Annotated in this window: 18 protein-coding genes; 8 read left to right on the top strand and 10 right to left on the bottom strand. The window is 74.2% G+C overall.

Annotated elements, in window-relative coordinates; all coding sequences use genetic code 11:
- Positions 1–51: 51 nt before the first annotated feature.
- The gene (locus AWW66_RS17845) at positions 52–3,756 is read right to left on the bottom strand and encodes an RICIN domain-containing protein (protein WP_067367490.1); all 3,705 of its coding nucleotides are present in this window, start codon (positions 3,754–3,756) and stop codon (positions 52–54) included.
- Positions 3,757–3,918: 162 nt separating this feature from the next.
- Between AWW66_RS17845 and AWW66_RS17850 the strand changes: the two genes are divergently transcribed.
- Entirely contained in the window at positions 3,919–4,710 is a 792-nt protein-coding gene (locus tag AWW66_RS17850) for a TSUP family transporter (protein WP_067367493.1), read from the top strand.
- Positions 4,711–4,744: 34 nt separating this feature from the next.
- Here AWW66_RS17850 and AWW66_RS17855 read toward each other — a convergent pair whose 3' ends face one another.
- Positions 4,745–7,975, bottom strand: coding sequence for an NACHT domain-containing protein (locus tag AWW66_RS17855; RefSeq protein ID WP_067367496.1), 3,231 nt, complete (start codon positions 7,973–7,975; stop codon positions 4,745–4,747).
- 215 nt (positions 7,976–8,190) lie between these two features.
- On the bottom strand, positions 8,191–8,679 hold the full coding sequence (locus tag AWW66_RS17860; RefSeq protein WP_157527540.1) for a peptidase inhibitor family I36 protein: 489 nt from the start codon (positions 8,677–8,679) through the stop codon (positions 8,191–8,193).
- A gap of 215 nt (positions 8,680–8,894) precedes the next feature.
- On the opposite strand from AWW66_RS17860, the gene AWW66_RS33765 reads away from it, so the two are divergent.
- Positions 8,895–10,148, top strand: a complete 1,254-nt coding sequence (locus tag AWW66_RS33765) for a helix-turn-helix domain-containing protein (protein WP_211271981.1) — start codon at positions 8,895–8,897, stop codon at positions 10,146–10,148.
- Positions 10,149–10,230: 82 nt separating this feature from the next.
- Here AWW66_RS33765 and AWW66_RS17870 read toward each other — a convergent pair whose 3' ends face one another.
- On the bottom strand, positions 10,231–10,575 hold the full coding sequence (locus AWW66_RS17870; protein WP_067367503.1) for an avidin-fold protein: 345 nt from the start codon (positions 10,573–10,575) through the stop codon (positions 10,231–10,233).
- Positions 10,576–10,699: 124 nt separating this feature from the next.
- Here AWW66_RS17870 and rpsD point away from each other — a divergent pair, with 124 nt between their 5' ends.
- Positions 10,700–11,308 (top strand): 30S ribosomal protein S4, encoded by a 609-nt coding sequence (gene rpsD / locus AWW66_RS17875; RefSeq protein WP_067367506.1) that lies wholly within the window; start codon positions 10,700–10,702, stop codon positions 11,306–11,308.
- Between the two features lie 164 nt (positions 11,309–11,472).
- The gene (locus tag AWW66_RS17880; protein ID WP_067367508.1) at positions 11,473–13,464 is read left to right on the top strand and encodes an elongation factor G; all 1,992 of its coding nucleotides are present in this window, start codon (positions 11,473–11,475) and stop codon (positions 13,462–13,464) included.
- A gap of 21 nt (positions 13,465–13,485) precedes the next feature.
- Here the strand turns inward: AWW66_RS17880 and AWW66_RS17885 are convergent, their stop codons facing one another.
- Together AWW66_RS17885 and AWW66_RS17890 are read right to left on the bottom strand one after the other, a co-directional pair.
- A complete protein-coding gene (locus AWW66_RS17885) occupies positions 13,486–14,031 on the bottom strand; it encodes a GNAT family N-acetyltransferase (RefSeq protein ID WP_067367511.1) in 546 nt (181 codons plus the stop codon).
- 167 nt (positions 14,032–14,198) lie between these two features.
- Positions 14,199–15,008, bottom strand: a complete 810-nt coding sequence (locus tag AWW66_RS17890) for a copper resistance protein CopC (protein ID WP_067367514.1) — start codon at positions 15,006–15,008, stop codon at positions 14,199–14,201.
- 146 nt (positions 15,009–15,154) lie between these two features.
- On the opposite strand from AWW66_RS17890, the gene AWW66_RS17895 reads away from it, so the two are divergent.
- Positions 15,155–16,525: a hypothetical protein gene (locus tag AWW66_RS17895; RefSeq protein WP_067367517.1), complete on the top strand. Its 1,371-nt coding sequence runs from the start codon at positions 15,155–15,157 to the stop codon at positions 16,523–16,525.
- A gap of 93 nt (positions 16,526–16,618) precedes the next feature.
- Here AWW66_RS17895 and AWW66_RS17900 read toward each other — a convergent pair whose 3' ends face one another.
- Genes AWW66_RS17900 through AWW66_RS17915 form a run of 4 tightly spaced genes read right to left on the bottom strand, consistent with a single transcriptional unit; the run spans position 16,619 to position 20,511 of the window.
- A complete protein-coding gene (locus AWW66_RS17900; protein ID WP_067367520.1) occupies positions 16,619–17,230 on the bottom strand; it encodes a GTP-binding protein in 612 nt (203 codons plus the stop codon).
- A complete protein-coding gene (locus tag AWW66_RS17905; RefSeq protein ID WP_396890445.1) occupies positions 17,211–17,588 on the bottom strand; it encodes a DUF742 domain-containing protein in 378 nt (125 codons plus the stop codon). The genes AWW66_RS17900 and AWW66_RS17905 overlap by 20 nt, the downstream gene beginning before the upstream one ends.
- Positions 17,589–17,592: 4 nt before the next feature.
- Positions 17,593–17,994, bottom strand: coding sequence for a roadblock/LC7 domain-containing protein (locus AWW66_RS17910; protein WP_396890446.1), 402 nt, complete (start codon positions 17,992–17,994; stop codon positions 17,593–17,595).
- A 15-nt stretch (positions 17,995–18,009) separates the two neighbouring features.
- Positions 18,010–20,511, bottom strand: a complete 2,502-nt coding sequence (locus AWW66_RS17915; protein WP_067367529.1) for a sensor histidine kinase — start codon at positions 20,509–20,511, stop codon at positions 18,010–18,012.
- A 465-nt stretch (positions 20,512–20,976) separates the two neighbouring features.
- On the opposite strand from AWW66_RS17915, the gene AWW66_RS17920 reads away from it, so the two are divergent.
- Genes AWW66_RS17920 through AWW66_RS17930 form a run of 3 tightly spaced genes read left to right on the top strand, consistent with a single transcriptional unit; the run spans position 20,977 to position 24,939 of the window.
- On the top strand, positions 20,977–22,293 hold the full coding sequence (locus AWW66_RS17920) for a cytochrome P450 (RefSeq protein ID WP_067367533.1): 1,317 nt from the start codon (positions 20,977–20,979) through the stop codon (positions 22,291–22,293).
- Positions 22,294–22,298: 5 nt separating this feature from the next.
- Positions 22,299–23,240, top strand: coding sequence for a terpene synthase family protein (locus AWW66_RS17925; RefSeq protein WP_245648359.1), 942 nt, complete (start codon positions 22,299–22,301; stop codon positions 23,238–23,240).
- On the top strand, positions 23,227–24,939 hold the full coding sequence (locus AWW66_RS17930; RefSeq protein ID WP_245648360.1) for a prenyltransferase/squalene oxidase repeat-containing protein: 1,713 nt from the start codon (positions 23,227–23,229) through the stop codon (positions 24,937–24,939). The genes AWW66_RS17925 and AWW66_RS17930 overlap by 14 nt, the downstream gene beginning before the upstream one ends.
- Positions 24,940–24,996: the final 57 nt, after the last annotated feature.

The following is a 24,996-nucleotide window of genomic DNA, read 5'->3' on the forward strand; positions in this document are numbered from 1 at the left end:
GTCGCGCCCGGTCGGGTGTCCCGTCACGGCACACCCGACCGGGCCGGGACGTCAGCTCGTCGCCGCCTCCCAGACCCAGGTCTGGATCGGACCGGGGCCGGCCGGGTCGACGGTGAGCTGCTGGCCGTACCCGTGTTCGGTGAGGTACAGGTCGGTCGGCACCCCGTTGACCTCGGTGCGGTTGGCCAGCGCGAAGGAGGAGCCGTCCGGCTCCACGCACCACAGGTACTCGTCGGTGTTGGGCCGGAACGAGTGCAGGGTCACCCCGGCACCGAAGGTGGCGTTCCCGGTCGCCGAGGAGGTGAGGTACCGCCCGCTGTTCACCAGGTAGTAGCAGGGGGCGTCCCCGGTGGACCCGGCGGGGATCCGGTTGAACCGCTGGTTGGCCCCGTCGGTCTCCTGGTACAGGATGATCGGGGTGCCGTTGCCGGTCCCCTCACCGGAGACGTCCGCCACCATGTCGTGGGAGCCCTCCACCGGATAGTGGGTGATCTCCTGGAGGTCGTTCATCTCGGCCTCGGACTGGAAGAACCAGCGCTGCCGGGCCGAGCCGTCCCAGTCCCGGCCGGCGAGCACCTGGAGGTCGGGCAGCACGGTCAGAAGCTGGTCGGTGACCCGGTTGCGCAGGGTCCAGCTACCGTCCCCCTGGTACTCGGGACGCCACAACTGGTCCATCGCCTCCAGGTGCCACTGCACCACCCGGGCGTCGTGGGCCCCGCCCTCCTGCCCCATGAAGCTGCCGGTGTACAGGTTCATGAGCCGGTAGTAGCCGGGGAACTCCCCGCTGCGGATCAGCGACCACTTCTGTTGGTACCCGTCGTGGTACGGGAAGTCCACCACCATGTTGGTCTGGCCGCTGCGGACGATGTCCGCGACGTTGGTGGTCTCGGCGTTGCGCAGCAGGGCGATCTGCGGCACCGGCGGCTCGGCCGCCGCGGGCGGCGGATCGGCGTTGCCCTGGAGGAACAGGTCGAAGCCCACCGGGATGTGATCGGACGGGACGGGCTGGTTCACCACGGCGGTGTTCGTGATCCGGGGCACCCCGTTCGCGGCCGGCACCACGGCGTAGTCGAGGGTCCGCTCCGGGTTCTGGCTGGGGTGGGTGGGGGTGGGCGGGGCGTGCACCACGAACTGCGCCGGGTTCAGGGCCGCTGCAAGGGTGCCCGGGTCCCGGTTGAAGTCCCCCATGGCGACCCAGTCCAGCGGGCCGTTGTTCGGTCCGGCGTTCAACATCCGGGTCCGGATCGCGCCCAGTAGCCCCGGCATGTCGTTGCCGTTGCCGGAGAAGCCGTGCAGGGTGAAGTAGACCGTCTCGCCGACGTTGATCCCCAGGGCGGGCCGACCCCCCATCGGGGAGGGCACCACGAAGATCGCGTCCGGGTCGACCCGCTGCTGCGTGGCCACGGCCATGTTCACCCGGTTCGGGGCGTTGGGCGAGGTGTCGGTGTGCAGCCAGTAGAGGAAGCCGCCCGGCCGGCCGGCGCTGCCGGCGTACCGGTACTCCCGGACCGGGGGGAAGGTCCCGTCGGCGCGCTGGAAGTCGTTCTGCGCGTGGTCACCGAGGTGCGCGCCGCCGGCCGGCGGGGACCCTGCCTCCTGCAACGCGATCACCTCCGCGCCGAGGGCCAGTTGCTGCACCGTGTTGCGGTACTTGTTGTCGTACGACCCCTCGGCGCTCGACCCCGAGCCCTGCATGTTCCAGGTGTAGGCCTTGCGGGCCGGGTCCACCCGGGGGTCGAGTTGGCCGACGTCACGCAGGAACAGCGACGGGCGGCGGCGGTCCGCCAGGGTCACCACGCCCTGCCCGCCGGAGTAGTCGAGACCCTCCCGGCCGGACCAGTCCGGGATGATGCTCCCGCCCTGGGCGAGGTGGCGGAACTGGCGCGGGTTGCCGGGGTCCGAGCCGAACTGGTGCACGGCGTCGGACGGCACCCCGGGACTCTCCGCCGAGTACGGCGTGTACGGCTCGAACGCCCCGCCCGGCGTGGTCTGCTTGGTCAGCACGTTGCCGTGGAAGACGTTCTGCGGCCCGGTGGCCCCGGACCACTTGATCGCCTTCGGTCCGGCACCCCACCAGATCGGGTACCAGGTGCCGTCGTCCAGTTCGCCGCCCTCACCGCCGCAGTTGGCGGTGCAGCTACCGGACCGGTGCTGGTACGGCACCCGGACGGTGTTGCCCTCGAAGAGGTTGAACCGTTCCCAGCCGCCGTGCAGGTTCAGGTCGGAGTCCAGGTCGTTGCGGAACGCCACGTTGCCGCTGGCCGACCACTGGAAGGTGAAGTGCCGCAGGTTGCGGCTGGTGTTGTACGCGTACAGCGAGTCCCAGACCCGGCTGCCGCGCAGGTACCCGTTGCCGCCCTTGCCCTTGTTCCACGCCCCGTCGAAGGTGTTGCCCTCGATGTGCAGGTTCCGGGCCACCTCGGTGACCAGCGGGTGGGAGCCGGTCATGGTGCCGGAGAGCCCCTTGGCCCAGCTGTTCGCCGCCCACTTGAAGAGGATGCCGTGCATGGCGTACTCGGGCGCCAGGTTGCCGTAGTTGTGCACCGCGTCGGCGGGGGAGAGCGCGTAGCTGCCGCCACCCAGCTTCGGCAGGCCGGTCATGTCCTGGGTGAAGGCGAAGTCCTCGAAGCCCACCCCCTCGACCGCCTTGAGCGGGGTGACCTTGCTCTGGAACGGGGTCTCGGTCAGCATCGGCGCGGAGCCGTCGGAGACCGAGTCGACGGGCAGGTCGAACTCCAGCGGTCGGTCCAGGGTGATCGACTTGGGGCTGCCGCTCATCGCCACCACCCGGAACATCTGCTGGCGCATGTGCAGGTTCTCGAACATGCTCGCGTGCTCGGCGTACGTCAGCCCCTGCTGCTCGTAGAACTTGATGCTGTTGGCCGCGCCGACCCAGACGTACCCGCCGAGGGTGAACTTGCTCATGTCCGCGTTGCTGACCAGGTGCACGACGCTCTGGCCGGCGCGGGCGGAGAAACCCGGGTCGCCCGACCGGGCCGCCACCCGCATCCCGGAGACCCAGTGCTGGTTGACCGAGCCCTCGAAGAGGTCCTTGCGGTTGGCCGGCGCGGACTGCCACTCGTCGACGTACCGGCTGGCCACGTCGCGGGTCTGCACCTTGAACAGGGAGCGGCCCGGCCAGATCCAGCCGCCCCGGCCGGTGTCGTTGCCGCTGCCCCAGGTCATGGTGGTGGGTTCCCAGCGGCTGCCGTCGGTGCTGAGCGTGTCGTACCGGGTGTCGGTGTCGGGGCGGAACACCAGCCGGGTGCCGCCGGTCCCGGCGCCCTGGCCCCGGATGACCAGGAAGTTCGCGTCGACGTAGAGCTGCCGGGAGACGTCGAGGCGGCCGGCGGGCAGTTCGATCAGGGACAACCGGTAGTGGCTGGACGTCGGGGAACAGTCGGACCGGACCCGGTCGATGGCGGCCTGCAACCCGGCGCTGTCGTCGACGCCGTCGTCGGCGACGACGCCGAACTCGCTGGCCAGGCGGGCCGGCTCGAACCGGCAGGCGGCGGCGCCGGTGACGAACGAGGTGGAGGGCAGCGACTCGCCGCCCAGGTAGCCGACCCGCGACCAGTCGGGCAGCCCGTCACCGGCGACGATCCGGTTCCCGACGCCCAGGTCCGGCCGACCGGCCGGGGGATCGGCGGCGGCCCGGGTCACCGGGCCGGCGGCGTGGGCCGTGGGCGTCGCCCACGGCGGCACGAGCAGCGCGGCGGCCAGGGCCACGGCGACTGCGGAGCGATTGATCTGCACGCATGAAGGATGGGTGACCGGGTACCGGATGTGAAGCATCGATGGCTATGGGTGATGTCACCCGCCGCCCCCTGCGGACTGCCCGTCGGCTCCTTGCGTCCGGGCGCGACGTCCGTTAACAACTCTGTCCCAGACTGTCCCGGTGATCTCCCGGGAAGCGTCGTGACGTGGGCCGACGCCGTGCTCAGCGTCACCGCCGGCCTGCTGATCTCGGTGGTGACCACCCCGGTCGGGGTCTCCGGGGCGGTGTTCCTGCTGCCGGTGCAGTTGAGCGTGCTGGCCGTGCCGAACCCGGCGGTGACGCCGACGAACCTGCTGTTCAACATCGTGGCCGGTCCGGGCGCGCTGCTGCGGTACCGGCGGCGCGGTGGGCTGGCCGGCCCGCTGACCCGGCTGCTGCTGCTCGGCACCCTGCCGGGGGTGGTCGTCGGCGCGGTGATCCGGGTCTTCGTGGTGCCCGGCCCCGACGCCTTCCGTCTGGTGGTCGCCGCCCTGCTGTTCCCGCTCGGGCTCTGGCTCTGCCTGCGGGCGGTGACGAACCGGCCGGGGCGAGCAGGTCCGTCGCCGTCGCCGCCCCGGCTGGCCGCGTTCGCCGGGGTGGTCGGGGTGGTCGGCGGGATCTACGGCGTCGGCGGCGGCTCCATCCTCGGCCCGGTCCTGGTCGGCCGGGGGATGCCGGTCGCGGTGGTCGCCCCGGCCGCGCTCGCGTCGACCTTCGTCACCTCGATCGCCGGTGCGGCCACCTTCAGCGCGCTCGCCCTCACCGGGCGCGGCGACATCGCGCCGGAGTGGGGCATCGGCCTGCTCTGCGGCCTCGGCGGGCTGGTCGGCGGGTACCTCGGCGCGCACCTGCAACCCCACCTGCCGGAGCGGGCCCTGCGCTGCACCCTCGGCGCCCTCGCCGTCGCCCTCGCCGTCCTCTACGCCGCCCAGGCCGCCGCCAGCCTCGGCTGAGGCACACCGGCACGGCCGGGCCGGTCCCGCCCGGTCACTTCCGCCAGGCGGGCAACATCCGTTCGGACATGTCCTGCCAGAACGCGCGCAGGTCGTCCCGGTCGACGAACTGCCACCCGGCCCGCAGCGAGAACTGGTACCAGCGTCCGACGAGGTCGGCCTGGTGGGCGCAGAACGCCTCGTCCATCTGGTACGGCAACTCGTCGCCCCGGGGCGGCAAGGGGCAGAGCCGGAACGGACAGTCGTCGATGCAGGTTGAGCCGGGCTGGACGTCGTGCGCCTGCCGGCGGCTGAGGTTGACCCGCATCGCGCCCCGGTCGATGGTGAGGCAGGGCGGCAGGTCCCGCCGGCTCGACCGGGTGAGCCGGCGGGCCCGCTCGGCGTCGTCGCGCCCCTGGTAGGCGAGGTTGAGCAGCAGCATCACGTCGGCCAGCAGACGCTGGGCCCGTGGTTCCAGGACCGCCCAGCCGTGCGACGCCGGCAGCCAGGAGTCCTCGAGCCCACGGATCTCGGGTTGCGGGCTCACCGAACCGACCCGGCCGACGATCTCGTGCTCGTCCATCCAGCAGTGGCGCTCCGGGTGCCGGTCGATCAGCGCCGCCACGCACTGGTCCGCGACCTCGCGGACCAGGGGATGCGGGCTTTCGCTGTCGGGGGTCGGGGCGTCCGTCCCGCTGCCGGCGATGGAGAGCCAGTACGTCACCAGCCCTCGTGGATCCGAGCCGTGGCCCCGCGCGCGCAGGTTCTCCGCCGGGTCGCGGGGCAGCGCCAGCAGCGTCAGCGCCTGGATGAGGACCAGGTGCGAGTACCAGAAGTGGGAGTGCCGCAGCGCCAGCTCGGCCTCCTCGACCAGGTAGCTGCGGTGCCGTGGGTAGGCCCGGCAGTTGGCGGCCAGCCGGAAGCCCTGCGCCAGGTCGAGTTCCCACGTCCGGGCCTCGGCCTTTCGGGTGCTGCCCAGGTGGTCGACCCAGCGTCGGAGGTTGCTGCCGGCGTCCCGGGTGACCGACGTGCCCGGCCGGCGGACCCCGTCGACGAAGAGCTGGTGCTCCTCCTCGGCGAAGAGGAAGAGCGCTGGCGCCGTCCAGGCCAGGACCTGCCGCAGGCGGCCCCGCTGCCGCTCGTCACCGGCGGGCCCCGCGTCGCTCGGGCCGCCGAGCAGGTCCCGCAGGGCGTGGACGGTGGCGTCACCACCGCCGCCCAGCTCGCGGGCGGCGTTCAGCCGGGCCAGGTAGGAGGTCTCCGTCGCCATCATGTCGAACAGGAGGCGGTACTGCGGTGGGTGCGGGGCCCGTGGGCCGACCCGCCGGGCGGCGTCGCCGAACCGGTGGATGAGGGCGATCTTGGCGTCCTCCAGGGGACGGTCGGTGACCGAGCCGTCCCCCTGGTACCGCGACCACGCCCGGCTCACCGCCTCGGCCAGGCTCCGGTGGCAGGTGTGGCCGGTCGCGGCGTCCATCTCCAGCGCGGCGGCGAAGATCTCCAGCGCCCGCGTCCGGTTGTGCGTCCGGACCGCCTCCGTCCGCAGCCGCCGCAGCAGCTCCTGGGGTTGGCCGGGCCGACGGGTCCGGAACCGGTCGGCCAGGCTCGGGCGGGCGGGGTGGTCTCGGCGCCGGCCGGTCCCGGCGGCGCGCCGCCCGGAGCAGTGCAGGGTGAGCGCGGCCAGCAGCTCCCGCCCCGGCCCGTTGCCACACCGGAACGCGTGGTCGAGGAAGCCCGGGTCACGCAGGGCGGCGGCGAGGAAACGGCTACCGAGGTACGCCTGGACCACCCCGTGCTGGAAGCGGACGCCGTCCCGTTGCTTCGACACGATGTTGAGCGCGCCACCGGTGGTGGCGGCGAGCCCCAGATCCTGCGGATTGTCGGCACTGAGCTTGGTCAGGTGCTCGCGCAGCACGGCCAGGATCCGGCGACGGCCGGCATCCGGGGTGTCCCGCGTGCCGGCGAGTTCGTGGGTCTTGACGACCAGCCGGTTGTTGCGCAGGCCGATGCAGGCCAGGGCGGAGAGCACCTCGAGCGCGTCCCGGCGTTCCGTGGCCGGCAGGCCGTAGTCCTCGTACAGGTCGCCGTCGACCAGAGCGTCGTACCACTCGTCCAGCAGGCTCCGGCGGACGGCCGCCCGGCCGGCGTCGGCCGCCACCCGGTCCAGCCGGTTCACCTCGTACAACTGCCCGATGACGCGCAGGTAGAACGGGGAGTCGGCGACGTCGGCGCCCTTCACCAGGGAGATGATCTGGTCCCACCGGTGCGCGGTGTCCGTCCGCCGGCTCTGCACCTGCACGTACTCCAGCGCCGCCCCCTCGGAGAGCGGCTCCACCTGGAGCATAATCGCCTCCAGACCCCGCAGCGGGTCGTCGGGCCGGGACGCGATCACCAGCGGGAGCCGGTCGCGGCGTGCCTTCCGGACCGCCTCCCGCAGGACGCTGTCCCGGTCGCAGGGTTGCGCGGTGTCGGCCAGCGCCTCCTCCAGGCCGTCGGCGAGGACCACGATCCGGTTCTCCCGCCAGAGCTGCCGCCAGATCTTGTCCGCCTCGCCGTCGGAGTGCAACTGGGTGTCGATGCTGTCCTGGAACCGTCTGCGGGCGAGGGCGCGGAAGTCGAACTCGCCGGGGCTCGTCACGTCCCGCAGCTGGATGCCGATCGGTACGACCCTCGTGTTCATCAGCTTCTCCGCGAGGCGGACCAGGGTCGTGGTCTTGCCGGTACCGATGCCGCCGACCAGCAGGAGGGGGCGACGGTTGGTGGGGTCACAGAGCCGCCGCACCAGCAACCCGCACAGCTCGTCGCGGCCCACCACCAGGATGTTGCGGACGTCGTGCTCGGCGGTGGGAATCGATACCCGTCGGTCGTCGCGGGCCTGCCTGCGGTACCAGCGGCTGACCCAGAGGTACCGGCCGAGCAGGAAGACCGCCACCGTCAGCGCCAGACCGAGCGGGCCCTTGACGAAGTCGAACACCTGCGAGCAGTAGTAGCCGCCAGGGGTGTTCCGGCTGCACCACCTCGACGGCCGGAACCGGGCCGGCTCGTCCTGCCAGACGGCGAGGGCCAGGGAGTACAGCAGCCACACGATGAGCAGGCCGGCGAGGACGAGCACACCGGTACGCAGCCACGAGCGGTCCTGCCAGCGGGGCTTGCGGTCGGCCCGGTCGTCGGTGACCCGCCGGGCCCGTCGCTCCTCCTGGCGCTCCCGCCGGGTCCGCCACCTGATCCGGCGTTGCCGCAGCCACAGCTCGGCCGCCCAGACCGGGCCCCGCGTCGGCCGGCCCATGGACACACCCCCGAGGCACGTGTCGACGGTCACCGGGCCGGCCCGCCGACACGCCGGCTCCGGCCCGGGAGCGGTCCACCCCGCTTCCGTCACGCTAGTGCCGTACCCGGTCCGCCGGAGGCCGTTTCCCGGGCAACGCGGCCCCGCGCCGGTCGGGCCGGCCCCACGCGGTCACCTCTCGTGACCTGCGGAAACCGGCCCGATCGCCCCCCCGATCAGGAGAACTTGATGGAGCTCGCCCGGTTGCTCCAGCCGTCGCCGATGGCGGCCAGGTTCGCCGAGGCGTCGATCCAGGTCGACGCCGCGCCGGTGAAGTTCAACCCGTCGAAGAGCCGCACGTCGCACTGGTTGTAGGTGCGCACCGAGCTGATCTTGTTGTTCAGGTTGCCCGCCGCGGTGCTCCGCAGGTCCGCCCACTGCCACTCGGCGTCGTAGGCGGGCGTGCAGGCGCGGGCCTGGGTCCAGGCCAGCACGGTGCCGGTGTAGTCGGCCCCGTCGTAGGTACGGGCGATCACCAGGTCGGCCTGGGCGCCGACCGCCCGCAGCGCCTGCTGCTCGGTGGCGGCGCAGGTGAACGCCCCGGTGTCCAGGTTGACCGCGCAGTTGTCCCGCGGCTCGGCGGCGGCAGCGGGCCCGGCGAGCGCCCCGACCAGCCCCAGCGCGCCGATCGCGGCACCGACCGTGCTCATCAGTCGTGTCCTCATCGTCGTGTCCTCTCCTCGGAACCGGCGAGCGGCCCTCGGTGACCGCCCACGTCCATTGCTAGCCGCCGCCCGGATTGACCGGAACCGGCCATGACCTCGATCAATCAACTCCGGACAGCCCCCGGCCTCGGACGGCGATCCGACAGCGGTCTGGATTGGTCTTGACACGTTCGGTATCCATGGGTGAGGCGTCCGTCCATCCGGGGGGAGATCACGTGGCTCGGCAGGAGCGACCCGTCGATCCGACGGAGGGCCCGGTGCAGGCGCTCGCCTACGAGTTGCGCAAGCTCCGGACCGAGGCCGGCAACCCGACCTACCGCGCGCTCGCCCGGACCGCCGGCTACAGCGCGACGACCCTCTCCGAGGCGGCCGGGGGCACCCGGCTGCCGACGCTGGAGGTGGTCCTCGCCTACGCCGGGGCGTGCGGCGGCGATCCGGACCAGTGGCGGGCGCGCTGGCACGAGGCGGCCCGGACCACGCAGGCGGCGGCCCGGACCGCGTCGGCCGGTGGGGCGGGCAGCCCCACCGATCAGCCTCCGCCCGCGCCGCCGGCTCAGCCGGAGGCGACGGAACCTGGCTCGCCGGAGCGGACCGACCCACCGCCGGGGCCACCGGAGCAGCCGGCGACCGGAGCCGGGGCGGGGCGGCGTACGCGCTGGCGGCAGGTGCTGCTCACCGGGGTTCCCGCCGGTGTCGCCGTCGTCGCCGCCACCGCCTTCGGGCTGGCCGTGCAGCGCGCCGACCCGCCGGCCGTCGACCCGTCGACCGGCGCCGGTCCCCGGTGCCCCAGCCTGCCGGCCGACGCCCGGTTCACCGGCACGACCTACGGCAGCGGCGCGCACGTGCGGACCGGTGCCACCCGCGACGACGCGGTGACCACCACCATCCCGCCCGACTGCACCGTCGGGTTCACCGGGTTCTGCGTCGGGGAGAAGGTCTACGACAACACCGGGGGCACCCCGGACGTCCGCTGGTTCATGGTCCCCGGTGGGGGCGTCGTCTCCTCGGCCGTCATCCACGGCAATCCACCCCGGGGACTGCCGGCCACCGACTGCCCGAACGGGCGTCCGACCCCGAGCGTCCTCGACTTCTCGGTGGTCGCCGAGTCCGGCGGCGCGCTGTCGCTGCGCGTCACCGGGGCCGACCTGGACGTCGTCGGCTTCACCGCGTCGACCGGGCCGACCGCCTCGTCCGGGGGGCCCGCCTGGCGGCAGGTCACCCTGGCCGACGTGCGCGATCCGGGCGTCGGGGCGCGCGCCCGGTTCGAGCCGGCCACCACCACGGCACCGGCGGATGGGCCCCTCGTCCTGGTCGCCGCCGCCTGCCTGGGCGGGGACAGCCCGACCGGCCTGGTCCGGGCGCTGCGGGTGCAGCCGGCCGGTCCCGGCCGGCCGACGCCGGTGACCCTCGACCCGGGGCAGCGGGCCGAGGCCGCCGCCTCCGCCTGCCGGTACCCGCGCGCCGGCTGACCCGCGCCGCCCGCCACGGTCGGGTCGACCCGCCTCAGCGGACTCGGGTCGATCCGGCTCGGCGGGCTCGGGTCGACCCGCCTCAGCCGGCGGGGAGTTCCTCGATCACGCTGGTGCCGCTGCCCGGCCGGGACTCCCACTCCCAGGTCTCGTGCAGCCGCAGCCGCCCGTCGGGCAGCACGCTGACCCGCGAGACGCAGTGCCCGGCGGAGGTCCGCCCGTCGACGTTGAGCTGCACGTACCGGAAGTCCAGCCGGTCGCCGTCGCGGGTGCCGACGAGCCGGCCGCGCCGGATCGACCCGCCGGCGTACTCCGCCCAGACCTCGCCGTCGCGCTCGTGGTACGTGAAGACGGTCTCCGTGCCGACCTCACCGGCGACCGCCTCCGCCACGGCGGTGAAGCGGCGGCCGTCCAACGTCAACGCCATGGCCGGGACCCTACCCGCCCCGCCGCACCGGCCGGTACGGCGGCCGGAGTGATCCCGGCGGGGGCTGGTTGCCCTCCTCGATCACCTAAGTTAGGTTTGCCTAACCTAACTGCGAGGGGGAGTCATGAACCAGTCCCGTCCCAAGGTCCGGCTGTCCCGGAGTCTCGGCATCCCGCTGACCCCGAAGTGCGTGCGCTACTTCGAGCGCCGCCCGTTCCCACCCGGCCAGCACGGCCGCGCCCGGCGCAGCACCAGCGACTACAGCATCCGGCTGCGGGAGAAGCAGCGCCTCAAGGCGCAGTACCACCTCCAGGAGGGGCAGCTACGGCGCGCCTTCGACCGGGCGGCGCGGCAACCGGGCAAGACCGGCGAGGAACTGATCGTCGACCTGGAGATCCGGCTGGCCGCCCTGGTGCTGCGGGCCGGCTTCGCCCGCACCATCTACCAGGCCCGGCAGTTCGTCGTCCACCAGCACGTCACGGTCAACGGGCGGCGGCTGGACCGGCCCTCCGCGCGGCTGCGGGTCGGTGACGTCGTCGCGGTGGCGCAGCGCAGCCGGCAGCGGCCCCCGTTCCTGGTCGCGGCGGCGGGCGCGCACGCGCCGCAGCGTCCTGCGCCGTACCTGGACGTCGACCTGGCCGGGCTCACCGCCCGGCTGACCCGGCTGCCGCTGCGCGCCGAGATCCCGGTGGTCTGCGACGAGCAACTCGTCGTCGAGCACTACTCGCGCTGACCTGGGCCGGGGTCACCCGAACGGGTTTTCGGGTTGCACCCCGCGCCGGACGTTGGTCCACTGAAGACGTCCACGGGTAGCCGACCGGAGGGAGAGGGCGATGCGCGCCGCGTTCGTGTCCAACCAGACGGGATCGACCACCTACCCGAAGGACATGACGCTCCGTGAAGACTCTCAACGTCGGAATCCTGGCGCACGTTGACGCCGGAAAGACCAGCCTGACCGAGCGGCTGCTGCACACCGTCGGGGTCATCGACGAGATCGGCCGGGTCGACGACGGCACCACCCGGACCGACTCGATGGCGCTGGAACGACAGCGTGGCATCACCATCCGCTCCGCCGTCGCCTCCTTCGTGGTCGGCGACGTCACGGTCAACCTCATCGACACGCCCGGCCACCCGGACTTCATCGCCGAGGTGGAACGGGTCCTCGGCCTGCTCGACGGCGTGGTGCTCGTGGTCAGCGCCGTCGAGGGGGTGCAGGCGCAGACCCGGGTGCTGATGCGCACCCTGCGGCGGCTGCGGCTGCCCACGGTCGTCTTCGTCAACAAGGTCGACCGGGCCGGCGCCGACCCGCAGCGGGTCCTGCGTGACCTCGCCACCCGGCTCACCCCGGCGGTGGTGGCGGTCGGTGCCGTGCACGACGCCGGCACCGCCGCCGCCCGCGTCGAGCCGTACCCCGACGACGACCCGGACCACCTCCGACGCCTGCGGGACCTACTCACCCGGCACGACGACGCGCTGCTGGCCGCGTACGTGGCGGACGAGAGCCGGCTGACCGGCCCCCGGCTGCGGGCCGCCCTCGCCGAGCAGAGCCGGCGTGGCCTCGTCCACCCGGTCCTGCCCGGCTCGGCGATCACCGGCGTGGGCGTACCGGCGCTGGTCGCCGGCCTGACCGAGTTGCTGCCCACCGGCGACGGCGACCCGGCCGGCCCGGTCTGCGGCACCGTGTTCAAGGTCGACCGGGGGCCGGCCGGGGAGCGGATCGCGTACGTCCGGATGTTCGGCGGCACCCTCAGGCTGCGCGACCGGCTCCCCGTCGGGGCCGGCCGGACCGCCACCGTCACCGGGATCGAGCTCTGCGAGCGGGGCGGCACGGTCCGCGCCGAGGCGGTGCCGGCCGGGCGCGTCGCGCTGCTGCGCGGGCTCGGCGACGCCCGGATCGGGGACCCGGTCGGGCAGGCGCGTCCCGGCCCCACCGGGCGGCACTTCGCCCCGCCCAGCCTGGAGACCGTGGTCGTGCCGCAGCGGGCGGCGGACGGCGCGGCCCTGTACGCCGCGCTCAGCCGGCTCGCCGAGGAGGACCCGCTGATCAACGTCCGACAGGACCCGCGCCGGCGGGAGATCACCGTCAGCCTCTACGGGGAGGTGCAGAAGGAGGTGATCCAGGCGCTGCTCGCCGACGGGTACGGCCTGACCGTCGACTTCCGCGAGACCACCCCCGTCTGCGTGGAGCGGCTGGCCGGGACCGGGGCGGCGGTGGAGCTGATCGGGGTGGCCCCCAACCCGTTCCTGGCCACCGTCGGGCTGCGGGTCGCGCCCGCCCCCACCGGCAGCGGGGTGACCTTCCGGCTCGGCGTCGAACTGGGCTCGATGCCACCGGCCTTCTTCACCGCCGTCCGGGACACCGTCCGGGAGACCCTGACCCAGGGCCGGTACGGCTGGCAGGTGGTCGACTGCGTGGTCACCATGACCCACGCCGGGTACTGGGCCCGGCAGAGCCACGCGCACGGCACCTTCGACAAGAGCATGTCCAGCACCGCCGGGGACTTCCGCAACCTGACGCCGCTGGTGCTGATGGCCGCCCTGGAGCGGGCCGGCACCCGGGTGGCCGAGCCGGTGCACCGGTTCCGGCTGGAGGTTCCCGGTGACGTCCTCGGTGACGTGCTGCCCGTGCTCGCCCGGCTCGACGCGGTGCCCTCCTCGACCCTCGCGCAGGGAGCGTCGTACCTGGTCGAGGGGGAGATCCCGGCGGGCCGGGTGCACGCCGTCGAGCGACGACTGCCGGCGCTGACCCGGGGCGAGGGCAGCTTCGAGTCGACCTTCGCCCGGCACCGGCCGGTCCACGGCGTACCCCCGGTCCGGGCCCGCTGGGACCACGATCCCACCGACCGCAAGGAGTATTTGCTCGCCGTGGCCCGGCGGGTCGACCGGTGACCGGTGACCCCGCCCGCCCGGTCAGCCCGCGTCTGGCCGGTGGGCCGGGTCCGCCGCGTCGTCGAGGTCCCGGCGCATACCCACCCGGGGCCACCGGTCGAGCCCGTGCGCGGCCTCCCGCCGCCGGATCGCCCGCAGCCCCGGGGTGAGGTCCCGGTCGTCGAGAACCCGGAAGCCGCAGCGGGCGTAGTACGGGGCGTTCCACGGGACGTCGGCGAAGGTGGTGAGGGTCAGCGCCGGTACCCCGTCGGTCCTCGCCCGCGCCGCGAGGTGGTCGAGCAGCCGGCGTCCCAGCCCGCGCCGCGCCCAGCGGGGATGGACCGACACCTGCTCGACGTGCAGGTTGCCGTCGACGACGTCGGCGAGAAGGTACCCGACCGGCTGGTCGGCCGGGTCGACGGCGACCCAGGCGCGACCCGCCCGGTGGTAGCCGGCGAGCACGTCGAGCGGAAGCGGCTCGTCGTCGGCGATCTCCGGCATGCCGACGTCACGGAAGCACTCCCCGGCAGCCCGCTCGATGTCCCGCAGACCGGGCAACTCCCCCCACCGCACCCCCCGAACCCTCACCCCCCCATCCTCCCCCTCCCCCTCCCCCTCCCCCCGCCCCCTCTCCCGCCCCGCCCGCCCCCTTCGGGCGTTGATCATGGAGTTGGCGGCGACTTCGATCTAAGTGGCCCCCGTCAACTCCATGATCAACGGGGAGGGGGGAGGGGGAGAAGGGGGAGGGGGTGGGGCTAGCGGCGGGGGCGGTGGCGGGTGGCCGGGCGGGTGGCGGTGGTGGTGCGTTTGGGGGTTGGCCGGGCGCGGGTCGGCGCCGGTGTGGTGCTGCGCCGTCGGGCGGCCACGACGACGATCACCGCGACCACCACGACGACGATGCCGGGTACCAGCCAGGGGCCGAGACCGCCCCCGTCCTCGTCGGCCGCTTCGGCGGCTGCCGACGGGGCGGCCAGGCTGCCGTCCGGCTGGGGCGAGCCGGCGTTGCCGGGGGCGTCGTGGCGGCCCTGCTCCAGGAGGGCGAGCAGGGCCGGCGCGGGTTCGCTCGTCGGCGCGGTCCAGCCGGGCGGTGGCGCGCTGGTCGGCCCCTGGTAGTCGAAGACGACGCTGCCGCGCACCTGGTCGCCGTCCGAGGCGACGGAGAGGTAGGTGGCGGTGTACCGACCCTTCGCCGGCCAGTGCGTGACGGGCAGCATCGCGGGGAAGCCGGTGTGGTACAGCACCGGCTCCAGTTTGCCGTCGACCAGGTTGTACTCCTGGACCGGCTTGTCGAGCCGCTTCGGCTCGCCGGGGGACCAGGGGCCCTCCACCCGGGCCCCGGTGGGGTCGGTGACGGTGAAGTGCGCCTGCGCGTGCGGCTGCTCGGTGAAGTAGAGCGCCAGCTGCTCCGGCGGCCGGGTGACCACCGAGTCGGCCAGCGGGACCGAGGTGGCCAGGGTGCCGTGCGCGGCGGCCGGTGCGGCCGGCAGCACCACCGTCACCGAGACGGTGACGACGAGGGCCGCCAGGAGAGTCGCCGCACGTCGGAGCCGTAGCCGGATTCGCATTTGCTCATGATGGCCATTCCCCTGGTGCGGGACAAGACGTAGAGTTCACAGCCCTGACGTCATCTCGACACAGTCCCGTCGCGTCGTTCGGAGTACCACCATGTCCGTACGTGTTCCCGGCACCCGCGCCCGCTGAGAGGCCGTCGGTGACCACGTACCCGGAACTGCTCGCGCACGGCGTCGGCGGGCGGCAGGACCTTCCGCTCCCGCTCACCCACCTCGTCGTGGCGGCCTCGCTCACCCTGGTCATCACCTTCGTGGCGCTGGGCGCGCTGTGGCGGGTCCCCCGGCTGGACCGCGACGGGACGACCGGGCAGCCGGTACCCCGGTGGCTGGCCGCGCTGGTCGACGCGCCCGCGCTGCGGTGGGCGCTGCGCGGCGCGGGCCTGGTCGCCGGTGGCTACGTCTGCCTCGCCCTGCTCGGCGGGCCGGACAACGAGGACAATCCCGCCGCCGGCGTGCTCTACGTGCTGGTCTGGATCGGGCTGGTCCCGCTGTCGCTGCTGTTCGGCCCGGTCTGGCGGGCGGTGAACCCGCTGCGCTCGCTGTACCTGCTGCTCTGCGTCGCCGCCGGCCGGGACCCGGAGCGCGGCCTGCGTCCGCTCCCGGCCGGGCTGGGGGTCTGGCCGGCGGCCGTCGGGCTGGTCGCGTTCGTCTGGCTGGAACTGGTCGCCCCGGGCCGCGCCACCCTGCCGGTGATCAACGCCTGGCTGGCCGGGTACGCCCTGGTGATGCTCGTCGGCGCGGTCCGGCACGGGGTCGGCTGGTTCGACCGGGCCGACCCGTTCGAGCTGTACAGCGGGCTGATCGGCCGGCTCGCGGTGATCGGCCGGCGCGACGACGGAGCCGTGGTCTGGCGCAACCCGCTGGACGGGATGGCCGCGCTGCGCCCGGAACCGGGGCTGGTCACCGCCGTCGTCGTGCTGCTCGGCTCGACCATGTACGACAGCCTGTCCTACGCGCCCGGCTGGCTGCGCCTCGGTCAGTTCGCCGAGGAGAACGGGGTGCCCCCGGTGGTCACCGGCACCCTGGGGATGGGAGTCCTCATCGGTCTGGTCGCGCTCGCCTACCTCGGTGCCACCCGGGTCGCCGCGCTGGTCGGGCACGGGGCCGGGCCGGAGGCCGACGGGGAGTCGACCCCACCGCGCCTGGTCCCCGGCGAGCTGGCCCACTCGATCGTCCCGATCGCGGTCGGGTACGTGCTGGCCCACTACTACTCGCTGCTGGTGCTGGAGGGGCAGCGCACCATCGCCCTGCTCTCCGACCCGCTCGGTACCGGAGCCGACTGGCTCGGCACCGCCGGGTTCGAGCCGTACACCGGGCTGATCACCCCGGACGGGGTCGCCGCCCTCCAGATCACCGTCATCCTGATCGGACACCTGCTCGGCAGCCTGCTCGCCCACGACCGGGCGTTGTCCCTGTTCCCGCGGGCCCGCGCGGTCACCGGTCAGCTCCCGATGCTGGTGCTGATGGTCGCCTACACCGCCGCCGGCCTGCTGCTGCTCTACGCCGGCTGACCGCGCTACGCCGGCTGACCGCCGCGCACCGTCGCACCGTCCCCGGCCACGCGGCGGGCGGGGACGGTGCGGGCGGAGGACGGTGCGGCCCGGTCAGGACCGCGCCGGCTGCGACTCGCGGCGGGTGCCCCGGCCCCGCATCACGTGTTGCAGCAGGGCGATGAGCACCTCCTTGCTGGACTCCCGGTCCCGGGCGTCGCAGAGCATCACCGGCACCTCGGGATCCAGGTTGAGGGCGAGCTGCACGTCGTCCAGGCTGTACTGCCGGGCGCCCTCGAAGCAGTTCACCGCGACGATGAACGGCACCCGGTTGCGCTCGAAGTAGTCGATGGAGGGGAACGAGTCCGCCAGCCGGCGGGTGTCGGCGAGGACCACCGCGCCGAGCGCGCCGAGCGCCAGTTCGTCCCAGACGAACCAGAACCGGTCCTGACCGGGCGTCCCGAACAGGTAGAGCACCAGGTCCTCGCCGAAGCTGATCCGGCCGAAGTCCATCGCCACGGTGGTGGTGTGCTTGCCCTCCACCCCGGAGAGATCGTCGACGCCGACCCCGCGCTCGGTGAGGACCTCCTCGGTCCGCAGCGGCTGCGTCTCGCTGACCGAGCCGACCAGCGTGGTCTTGCCGACACCGAAGCCACCGGCGACAAGGACCTTGATGGCGGTCGGAAGGACCGGCCCCGCCTCGCCGTCAGAGTTTTCGTAGTCCATTGATGAGCGCCTCGAATATGTGGTTGTCCGGAAGGGATGCGGGTGGCTGGGGCTCGGAGACCCGGACGAGCCCACGGGCGAGCAGGTCGTCGAGGAGTACGCGCACCGTGCCCAGCGGGAGCCGGAGGTGGGCGGACACCTCGGCGAGGGCGAGCGGCCGTTGGCAGAGGTTGACGATGTGCAGGTGCTCAGGGGTCAACCCCACCTCCAGCGGCGGCGCCTGCTGCATGGCGAGGACCAACGAGATCACGTTGAAGCCGTTCCTGGGACGGGCCCGCCCGCCGGTCATCGCGTACGGCCGGACCAGGGGGCCGGCTTCGTCGTCTATCCACAGTGGCTCCGCACCGGGCATGCCGATGACCCTACTGCCCGGGCCGGGACGGCGCCACGAGGAACCGGCCGGCCCGCGCCACGACCATCGCCATCTCGTACGCGATCAGGCCCACGTCGGCGTCCTCTGCGGCGAGAACGGCCAGGCAGGCGCCGTGTCCGGCCGCGGTGACGAAGAGGAACCGGCTCTCCATCTCGATGATGGTCTGCCGGACCGGGCCACCGCCGAACCGCCGGCCGGCGCCCTTGGCGAGACTCTGGATCCCCGACGCGACCGCCGCCAGGTGCTCCGCGTCGTCCCGACCGATGCCGGTGGACGCCGCCATCAGCAGGCCGTCCACGGAGAGCACGACGGCCTGCTCGGCCTGCTTGACGCGACCGACCAGGTCGTCGAGCAACCAGGCCAGGTCGCCGGCGGGATTGTGCTGCTGCACCACGATGTCCTCTTTCTAGCGATCGGTGCCGGACGTGGGCGACTCCTCCGCGTCGGGCCGCCCGGCGTCGTCGTCCTGTTCCTTGAGCCGTTCCGCGTCGGCCCGCCCACGCCGGGTGCCGTGCTGGTACGAACTCATGGTCCGGCGGACCTGCTCGGGCGACAGGATGACGGCGACGTCCTCGGCGCCCTCCTCGGTGCCGGCGTCGTCGGCGCTGTCGCGTAGCTGCGGGACGATGCTGGCCTGCCGTACCCGTACCGGCAGCCCGGCCGGGGTGAGCGGGCTCGCCGCCGGGTCGGAGGCGTCCCCCGCCCCGCTGGCCGGGGACCGGCGCGCCGCCGGGGGCGTACCGGGTGCCGGCCCGTCCCGCTCGGTGGCGGGTCCGCCGCTCCGACCCGGTGCGGGGGCCGGCGTCGACGGGCGGGCCGGCGCGATCATCGGCAGTTCCTGGGTGGCCAGGGCGTCCGCCACCGGCCGGTTGGCGAGCGGTACCTCGGCCGTGGCGTCGGCCGCCGGGGCGGGGCGTTCGGCGAGCGCGACCGACCCGGTCGGGCCGGCCTCGCCGGGCCGGGGCCGACCACCCGCGCCGGGGGCCGCCGGTGCCGGCGCACCACCGGCGCGCGGGACGTTCACCCCGTCCGCCCCGGTCACCAGCTCCATCGGGATCAGCACGACGGCGGTGGTGCCGCCGTAGGGGGAGGCCTTGAGCTGCACGCCGACGTGGTGGCGCGCGGCGAGTTGGCTCACCACGAAGAGCCCGAGCTGGTTGGCGTTGGCGAGGCTGAAGTCCCGGGGCTGGTTGATCTGCTCGTTGGCGGCGGCGAGGTCCTCCTCGGTCATCCCCAGCCCCCGGTCCTCGATCTCGATGGCGAAGCCCCGGGCCACCAACTGGCCCCGGACCTCGACCTGGGTCTGCGGCGGGGAGAAGGTGAGCGCGTTCTCGATCAGCTCGGCCAGCAGGTGGATCACGTCGCTGACGGCCCGCCCGGCCAGCCCGACCGAGCCGAGCGGGAGCACCTGCACCCGGGTGTAGTCCTCGACCTCCTGGGTCGCGGCCCGCGCCACGTCGAGCATGGGGACGTTGCGCCGCCAGGCCCGCCCGGGGGACGCGCCGGAGAGCACGATCAGGTTCTCCGCGTTGCGGCGCATCCGGGTGGCCAGGTGGTCGATCCGGAACAGGTCCTCCAGCTTGTCCGGGGACTCCTCCTCCCGCTCCATCCCGTCGAGCAGGGTCACCTGGCGGTGGACCAGCCCCTGGGTACGCCGGGCGAGGCTGAGGAATACGTCGCGGACGGCGCGGCGCAGCTCCGCCTGCTCGACGGCGGTCCGGATGGCGGTCTCCTGGACCCGGTTGAACGCCTGGCCGACCTGGCCGATCTCGTCGTCGCCGACCTCCAGCGGTGGCGCCTCGGCGGCGACGTCGACCTTCTCGCCGCGACCGAGGCGCTCGACCACGGTGGGCAGGCGCTCGTCGGAGAGGCGGCGGGCCGCCTCGCGGAGCCGGGTCAGCTGCGCCATCAACGCCCGCCCGGTGGTCACCGAGACGACGATGGAGGCGATGACGGCGATCAGGCCCAGCCCGGCGGCGAGCACCAGCCGGACGACGACCATGACGGCGAACGGCGTGGAGCGTTCGACCACCGCGTCGCCACCGTCGAGCACCGCCTCCTGGAGGCCGGTCAGGGCGGCGCTGGCGGCCGGGTCCCACTCCTGCGCCGCCACGGCCGGTCTGGTGCTGTCCCGGTCGCTGACCGAGATCCGGTCCTCCAGCGCCCGGAGCTGGGTGAACTCGGGCCCGGAGAAGAGCCCGCCGAACAGTTCCCGGTCCTCGGGGCGGAGCTGGGTGAGGATCCGCTCGGTGAAGAACCGCTGCGCGGCCACCAACTGGCTGAACCGGGTGTGCTCCTCCGGCGTGATCCGCCCGGCGGCGGTGACCCCGGCGAGCAGGGCGTCCTCCCGGGAGAGGAGTTCCCGGATCCGGTACAGGTTGATCAGGTTGCGGGTGTCCGCCTCGATGCCGGGCTCGCCGATGCTGCCGATCACGTCGTACATCTGGAACAGCGTCTCGACGGCGCGGGTGTAGGTCGCCTCGGCGGTGCCCCGGTCGGTGGCCCGCCGGTCGACCGCGTCCCGGATCTCCGGCAGGGCGTCCAGCTCGCCGATCGCCGCCTCGGTGCGCTGCTGGGCCTGGTTGCTGCCGGCCAGCCGGGCCTGCCAGCTACGCGCCGACTGGGTGAACGCGCTGACGTGCCCGTCCACCGTGACCCGGCTGGCGTCGAGCGCCTCCTTGCGCGCCGCGGTCGGGGCGCCCAGGTACGCGGTGGCGAAGCGGCGCTCCTCCTGGAGGGCGAGGAGCAGCGGCTCGCTGGGGGCGGCGATCCGACTGTCGACGGTCTGGACGCCCAGCAGGGTGAGGCCGTCCCGCAGGGTCACCCAGGCCGCGAAGGACCAGAGGGCGATCAGGGACAGCAGGAGTGCGATGACCTTCGTGCGCAGATTGGTGCTGCGATACCGCATAGAACCGTCCCAAGCGGACATTGGTACCTTCCCGGGGTGCCGGGCCGGTGAGCTATCGGAGTGGCAGACCGGGGAGACGCTAGCAGTTGTCCGACTCTCCCCTCAAGAGCGCACTATTGGCCCGGTATGACCGCACTCGTCCGGCCGGGTGCTCCTCGGGCATGTCCGCCGCCCGGCGGGTGGGCGGGCGGTTCGGGGGGTCGGTGGCGTCACCGCCGTCGCGGTGGGTGTCGACAGTGGTCACCCTGCGTCAAGCCGGGAGTGTCTCGGCGCGGATGGTGAATCCGATCACCCCACGCGTCGGTAGCCATACCCAGAGGACATGGCTACCGTCTCTTCAGCGACGACTGCCCGGCTGGCCCCCTTTGTGCGTACCGGGCGAGGGGAGAAGCCACTGTGGAGGATCCCGGAGGCGTGTCCGCGCCCAGGTCCAGGCTGCTCCCCACCCGGTACGTGGTGCCCCGGATGGCTGGTGGCGTGCACGCCGCGCTGCTCGACGCCGGGGCGCGCGGTGGCGGCGAGGTGGTCCGGCTCGGCCTCGGGCCGCTGCGGCCGTACCTGGTCACCCACCCCACCCACGTCCAGCAGGTCCTCCAGGAGCGGGCGGAGACGTACCGGCGGGGCGACGACACCGCGATGTGGCGGTCGGTCCGGCGCTTCGCCGGGGACGGCATCCTCGCCGAGGGCCCGACCTGGGCGGCGAGCCGGCGGATCCTGGCCCCGCTGTTCCGGTCGAGCCGGATGGGCGCCGTCGGCGGGCCGATGGCGGCGGCGGTCGCGGCGGCCGTGGCCGACCTGGAACCGGCGGCGGCCGACGGCCGCCCGGTCGACATCGGCGCCGCGTTGACCGGCATCGCCACCGCCGGCATCATGCCGGCCTTCTTCGCCGACCGGCTCACCGTGGCCGACCTGCACCGGATCACCACCGCCCAGGAGGTGGTCGTCACCTCGATGGCGCCCCGGATGCTGCTGCCCTTCGTGCCCTGGTGGGTCCGGATGCCGGGCGACCGGCGGTTCGACGCCGCCGTCCGGTCCATCGACGACATCCTGTTCCCGGTGGTCCGGGCCGTCCGGCGGACCCCCGGCGACGGCGACGACGTGGTCTCCGTGCTGGCCCGCGCCCGCCGGCCCGACGGCGGGGTGCTCGACGAGCGGCAGATCCGCGACGACCTGGTGGCCATGATCGGCGTCACCACCGAGACGGCCCCGGTGGTGCTGACCTGGCTCTGGCCCGAGCTGGCCAACCGGCCCGAGGTCACCGCCCGGCTGTACGCGGAGGTCGACCGGGTCGTCGGCGTCGGCCCGGTCCGGGTCGAGCACGTCGAACACCTGCGCTACCTGCGGATGGTGCTCGACGAACTCCTCCGCCTGTACCCGGCCGGGTGGCTGCTGCCCCGCCGGGCCGTCGCCGCCGACGTGCTCGGCGGGGTCCGGGTCGAGGCCGGGGCCACCGTGCTCCTCTCGCCGTACGTCACCCAGCGGATGCCGCTGTTCTGGGGGCCCGACGCGGCGGAGTTCGACCCGGACCGGTTCGCGCCGGGCCGGGCCGAGGCCGAGGGCCGGCACCGGTACGCCCACCACCCGTTCGGCATCGGGATGCACCGCTGTCTCGGTGAACACCTGTTCCACCTGGAAGCCGCCCTGATCGTGGCCAACCTGCTGCACCGGTTCCACTTCACGACCGCCGATCCGACCGTGCCCGCGCCCCGGGTCGCCACGTCGCTGCGCCCCGGGCGGCCGGTGCTGCTGACCCTGGCGCCCCGCCGCCGACCCGAGGAGTGACCCCGATGTCCGCCACCCTCCCCACCAGCACCGAGCCGTCGGCCGCCGCCGCCGACGTCGACGCCGCCGTCCGTGCCGCCCTCGACGCGGCCACCGAGCAGGGCCGGATCTGCGCCCTGGCCGCCCGGGGGCAGCGGGACCTGCAGACCCTGGTCGCGGAGCACCCCGACCTCTTCCCGAACCCACCGGTCGACCCGGCCATGCTCGGCGCGGTCGCGATGTCCACCGCCTTCATCGCCCCCTGGTGCACCGCGGCGGAGCTGCGCGTCGCCAACCGCGCCTCGCTCTGGGTGACCGCCGAGGACTGGCAGATCGAGCGCGGCGGGTCGGCGGCGGCGGTCGACGCGATCGTCACCCGCTGCCTGGCGGTCGCCGACGGGTCACCACCGGCCGACGGCGACCAGCTCGGCCACCTCCTCGCCCGGATCCGGGCCGACCTGGACGCCGTCGCGGCCTTCGCCGACCACCGGGAGCGGTGGCGGGAGGAGGTCCGGCGGATGCTCGCCGCCGACGCCCGGGAGTGGCACTGGCGGTCCGACCCCGGCGGCCCGCCCACCGTCGAGGAGTACCTGGACAACGCCGACGGGTTCGGCGCGACCTTCGTCAACGTGTCGCACTGGATCGCCACCGGCGACGCCGGGACGCTCGCCCGGCTCGACGAGCTGACCACCGCCAGCCGGCAGGTGCAGCAGATCGTCCGCCTGGTCAACGACCTGGCCAGTTACGACCGGGACAGGGCCACCGGCGACCTCAACGTGCTCGCCCTTGGCCCGGACCAGGCCGACGTACGGCGGCTGATCGGCGAGCGGCTGGCCCGGTGCCAGCGGGTGCTGGCCGACCTGGCCCGGGTCTGCCCCCGGCAGGCGGCGTATCTGTCCCGCGAGATCGGCTTCACCACCGGCTTCTACCGGATGACAGACTTCTGGGGCGACGGTGCCGGCCGGTGACCCGCCCCCGTCGCCGGCCGTCCCGGTCCCGCGACGCCCGCTGACCGACACCGACACCGGCACCGACACCGACACCGGTAGCGGCACCGGTACCGCCGACCCGGCCGTGGCCGCCCGGCACCTGGTGGCGGAGCTGACCCGGCAGCCGGACGGCCAGGTCTCGGTGTCGCCGTACGAGACCGGCCGGCTGGTCAGCCTCGCGCCCTGGTTGACCGGGCACGCCGAGCGGGTCCGGTACCTGGTCGACAGCCAGCGCGCCGACGGCGGCTGGGGGACCGGCGACCGGTACGCCCTGGTGCCCAGCCTGAGCGCCACCGAGGCGCTGCTCGCCGTGGCGCGTACCGGATCGGCGGCCGGCGTCGACGGGGTGGCCCGCGCCGCCGCTCGTGGACTGCGCGCCCTGCCCCGGTGGCTCGGCGCCACCCGGCTGCCGGACACCCCCGCGATCGACCTGATCGTGCCGGCGCTGGTCGCGGCGGTCAACGGGCACCTGGCCGACCCGGCCGGCCACCCCGGCGGGTCCCCGGCGGTCGCCGGCCCGTCCCGGCTGGACCTGCCGCCGACCATGACCCCGGCGCGGTTCACCGCCGTGCGGGACCGGGTGCGCGGCGGCGCGCCCCTGCACCCGAAACTGCACCACGCCCTGGAGGTGGTCGGCCCGCTGGCCCGCCACGCCCGGGGGGTCGTGCCGTCGGCCACCGGCGCGGTCGGCGCGTCCCCGGCGGCCACCGCCGCCTGGCTCGGTGGGGCCGACCGGCCCGACGTTCATCCCACGGCGGCGGCCTACCTGGCGGCGGCGGTCCGCCCGCTCGGCGGGCTCGCCCCCTGCACCACCCCGATCACCGTCTTCGAGCGGGCCTGGGTGCTCAGCACGGTGACCCGGGCCGGCATCCGGGTGGCCGTCCCACCCGACCTGGTCGACAGTCTCACCGCCGGGCTCGGCGAGGACGGCACCGCGACCAGCCCCGGACTGCCCGCCGACGCCGACACCACCGCCGTCACCCTGTACGCGCTGATGCGGCTCGGCGTCCCGGTCACCCCGCACTGCCTGTGGCGGTACGAGACGGACACCGGCTTCTGCACCTGGCCGGCGGAGGACGGCCGCTCGGTCACCACCAACGCGCACGTCCTCGACGCCTTCGGCCGGCACCTGGCCACCCTCGGCCCGCATCCGGCGGCCACCGGGGAGTCCGCCGCCCGGTACCGGGCGGCGGCCCACCGGCTGGAGACCTTCCTCCTCGACCAGCAGCACGCCGACGGGGGCTGGCGGGACCGGTGGCACGCCTCGCCGTACTACGCGACGCTCTGCTGCGCCCTGGCGCTGTCCGGGTACGGCGAGACGTCCGGGGTGCCGCCCGCGCTCGCCCGGGCCGCCCGGTGGGTCGTCGACACCCAACGGCCGGACGGCTCGTGGGGGCGCTGGGGCGGCACCGTGGAGGAGACCGCGTACGCCGTGCACCTGCTCGCGGTGGTCGGTCCGCAGCCGGGCACTGCGGCGGCGATCGACCGGGCCCGCCCCCACCTGGGCCGGCCGGACGCGCACCGGGTCACGCCCCCGCTCTGGCACGACAAGGACCTGTACCGCCCGACGGCGATCGTCGGCGCGGCCGTGCTGGCCGCCCGGCACCTCGCGGCGGCCACGGTGGACACCGTGCCGGCGGCGTCGGCACCTGCCCTGGACTCGCCCGGCGGGCCGTAGCGCAGCGGTCGTCGCGCCCGCTCTGCGTTTGGGAGGACGCCGGTTCGATCCCGCCCG

The sequence above is a fragment of the Micromonospora rosaria genome, from assembly GCF_001567585.1.
Lineage (GTDB): Bacteria > Actinomycetota > Actinomycetes > Mycobacteriales > Micromonosporaceae > Micromonospora > Micromonospora rosaria.

What these genes read in the sequence shown, in the direction of transcription:
- rpsD (WP_067367506.1), top strand. Translation starts at nt 10,700, where the DNA reads ATGAACCAGTCCCGTCCCAAGGTCCGGCTGTCCCGGAGTCTCGGCATC.
- AWW66_RS17890 (WP_067367514.1), bottom strand. Translation starts at nt 15,008, where the DNA reads ATGCGAATCCGGCTACGGCTCCGACGTGCGGCGACTCTCCTGGCGGCC.
- AWW66_RS17855 (WP_067367496.1), bottom strand. Translation starts at nt 7,975, where the DNA reads ATGGGCCGGCCGACGCGGGGCCCGGTCTGGGCGGCCGAGCTGTGGCTG.
- AWW66_RS17870 (WP_067367503.1), bottom strand. Translation starts at nt 10,575, where the DNA reads ATGGCGTTGACGTTGGACGGCCGCCGCTTCACCGCCGTGGCGGAGGCG.
- AWW66_RS17925 (WP_245648359.1), top strand. Translation starts at nt 22,299, where the DNA reads ATGTCCGCCACCCTCCCCACCAGCACCGAGCCGTCGGCCGCCGCCGCC.
- AWW66_RS17920 (WP_067367533.1), top strand. Translation starts at nt 20,977, where the DNA reads ATGGCTGGTGGCGTGCACGCCGCGCTGCTCGACGCCGGGGCGCGCGGT.
- AWW66_RS17915 (WP_067367529.1), bottom strand. Translation starts at nt 20,511, where the DNA reads ATGCGGTATCGCAGCACCAATCTGCGCACGAAGGTCATCGCACTCCTG.
- AWW66_RS17900 (WP_067367520.1), bottom strand. Translation starts at nt 17,230, where the DNA reads ATGGACTACGAAAACTCTGACGGCGAGGCGGGGCCGGTCCTTCCGACC.
- AWW66_RS17860 (WP_157527540.1), bottom strand. Translation starts at nt 8,679, where the DNA reads ATGAGGACACGACTGATGAGCACGGTCGGTGCCGCGATCGGCGCGCTG.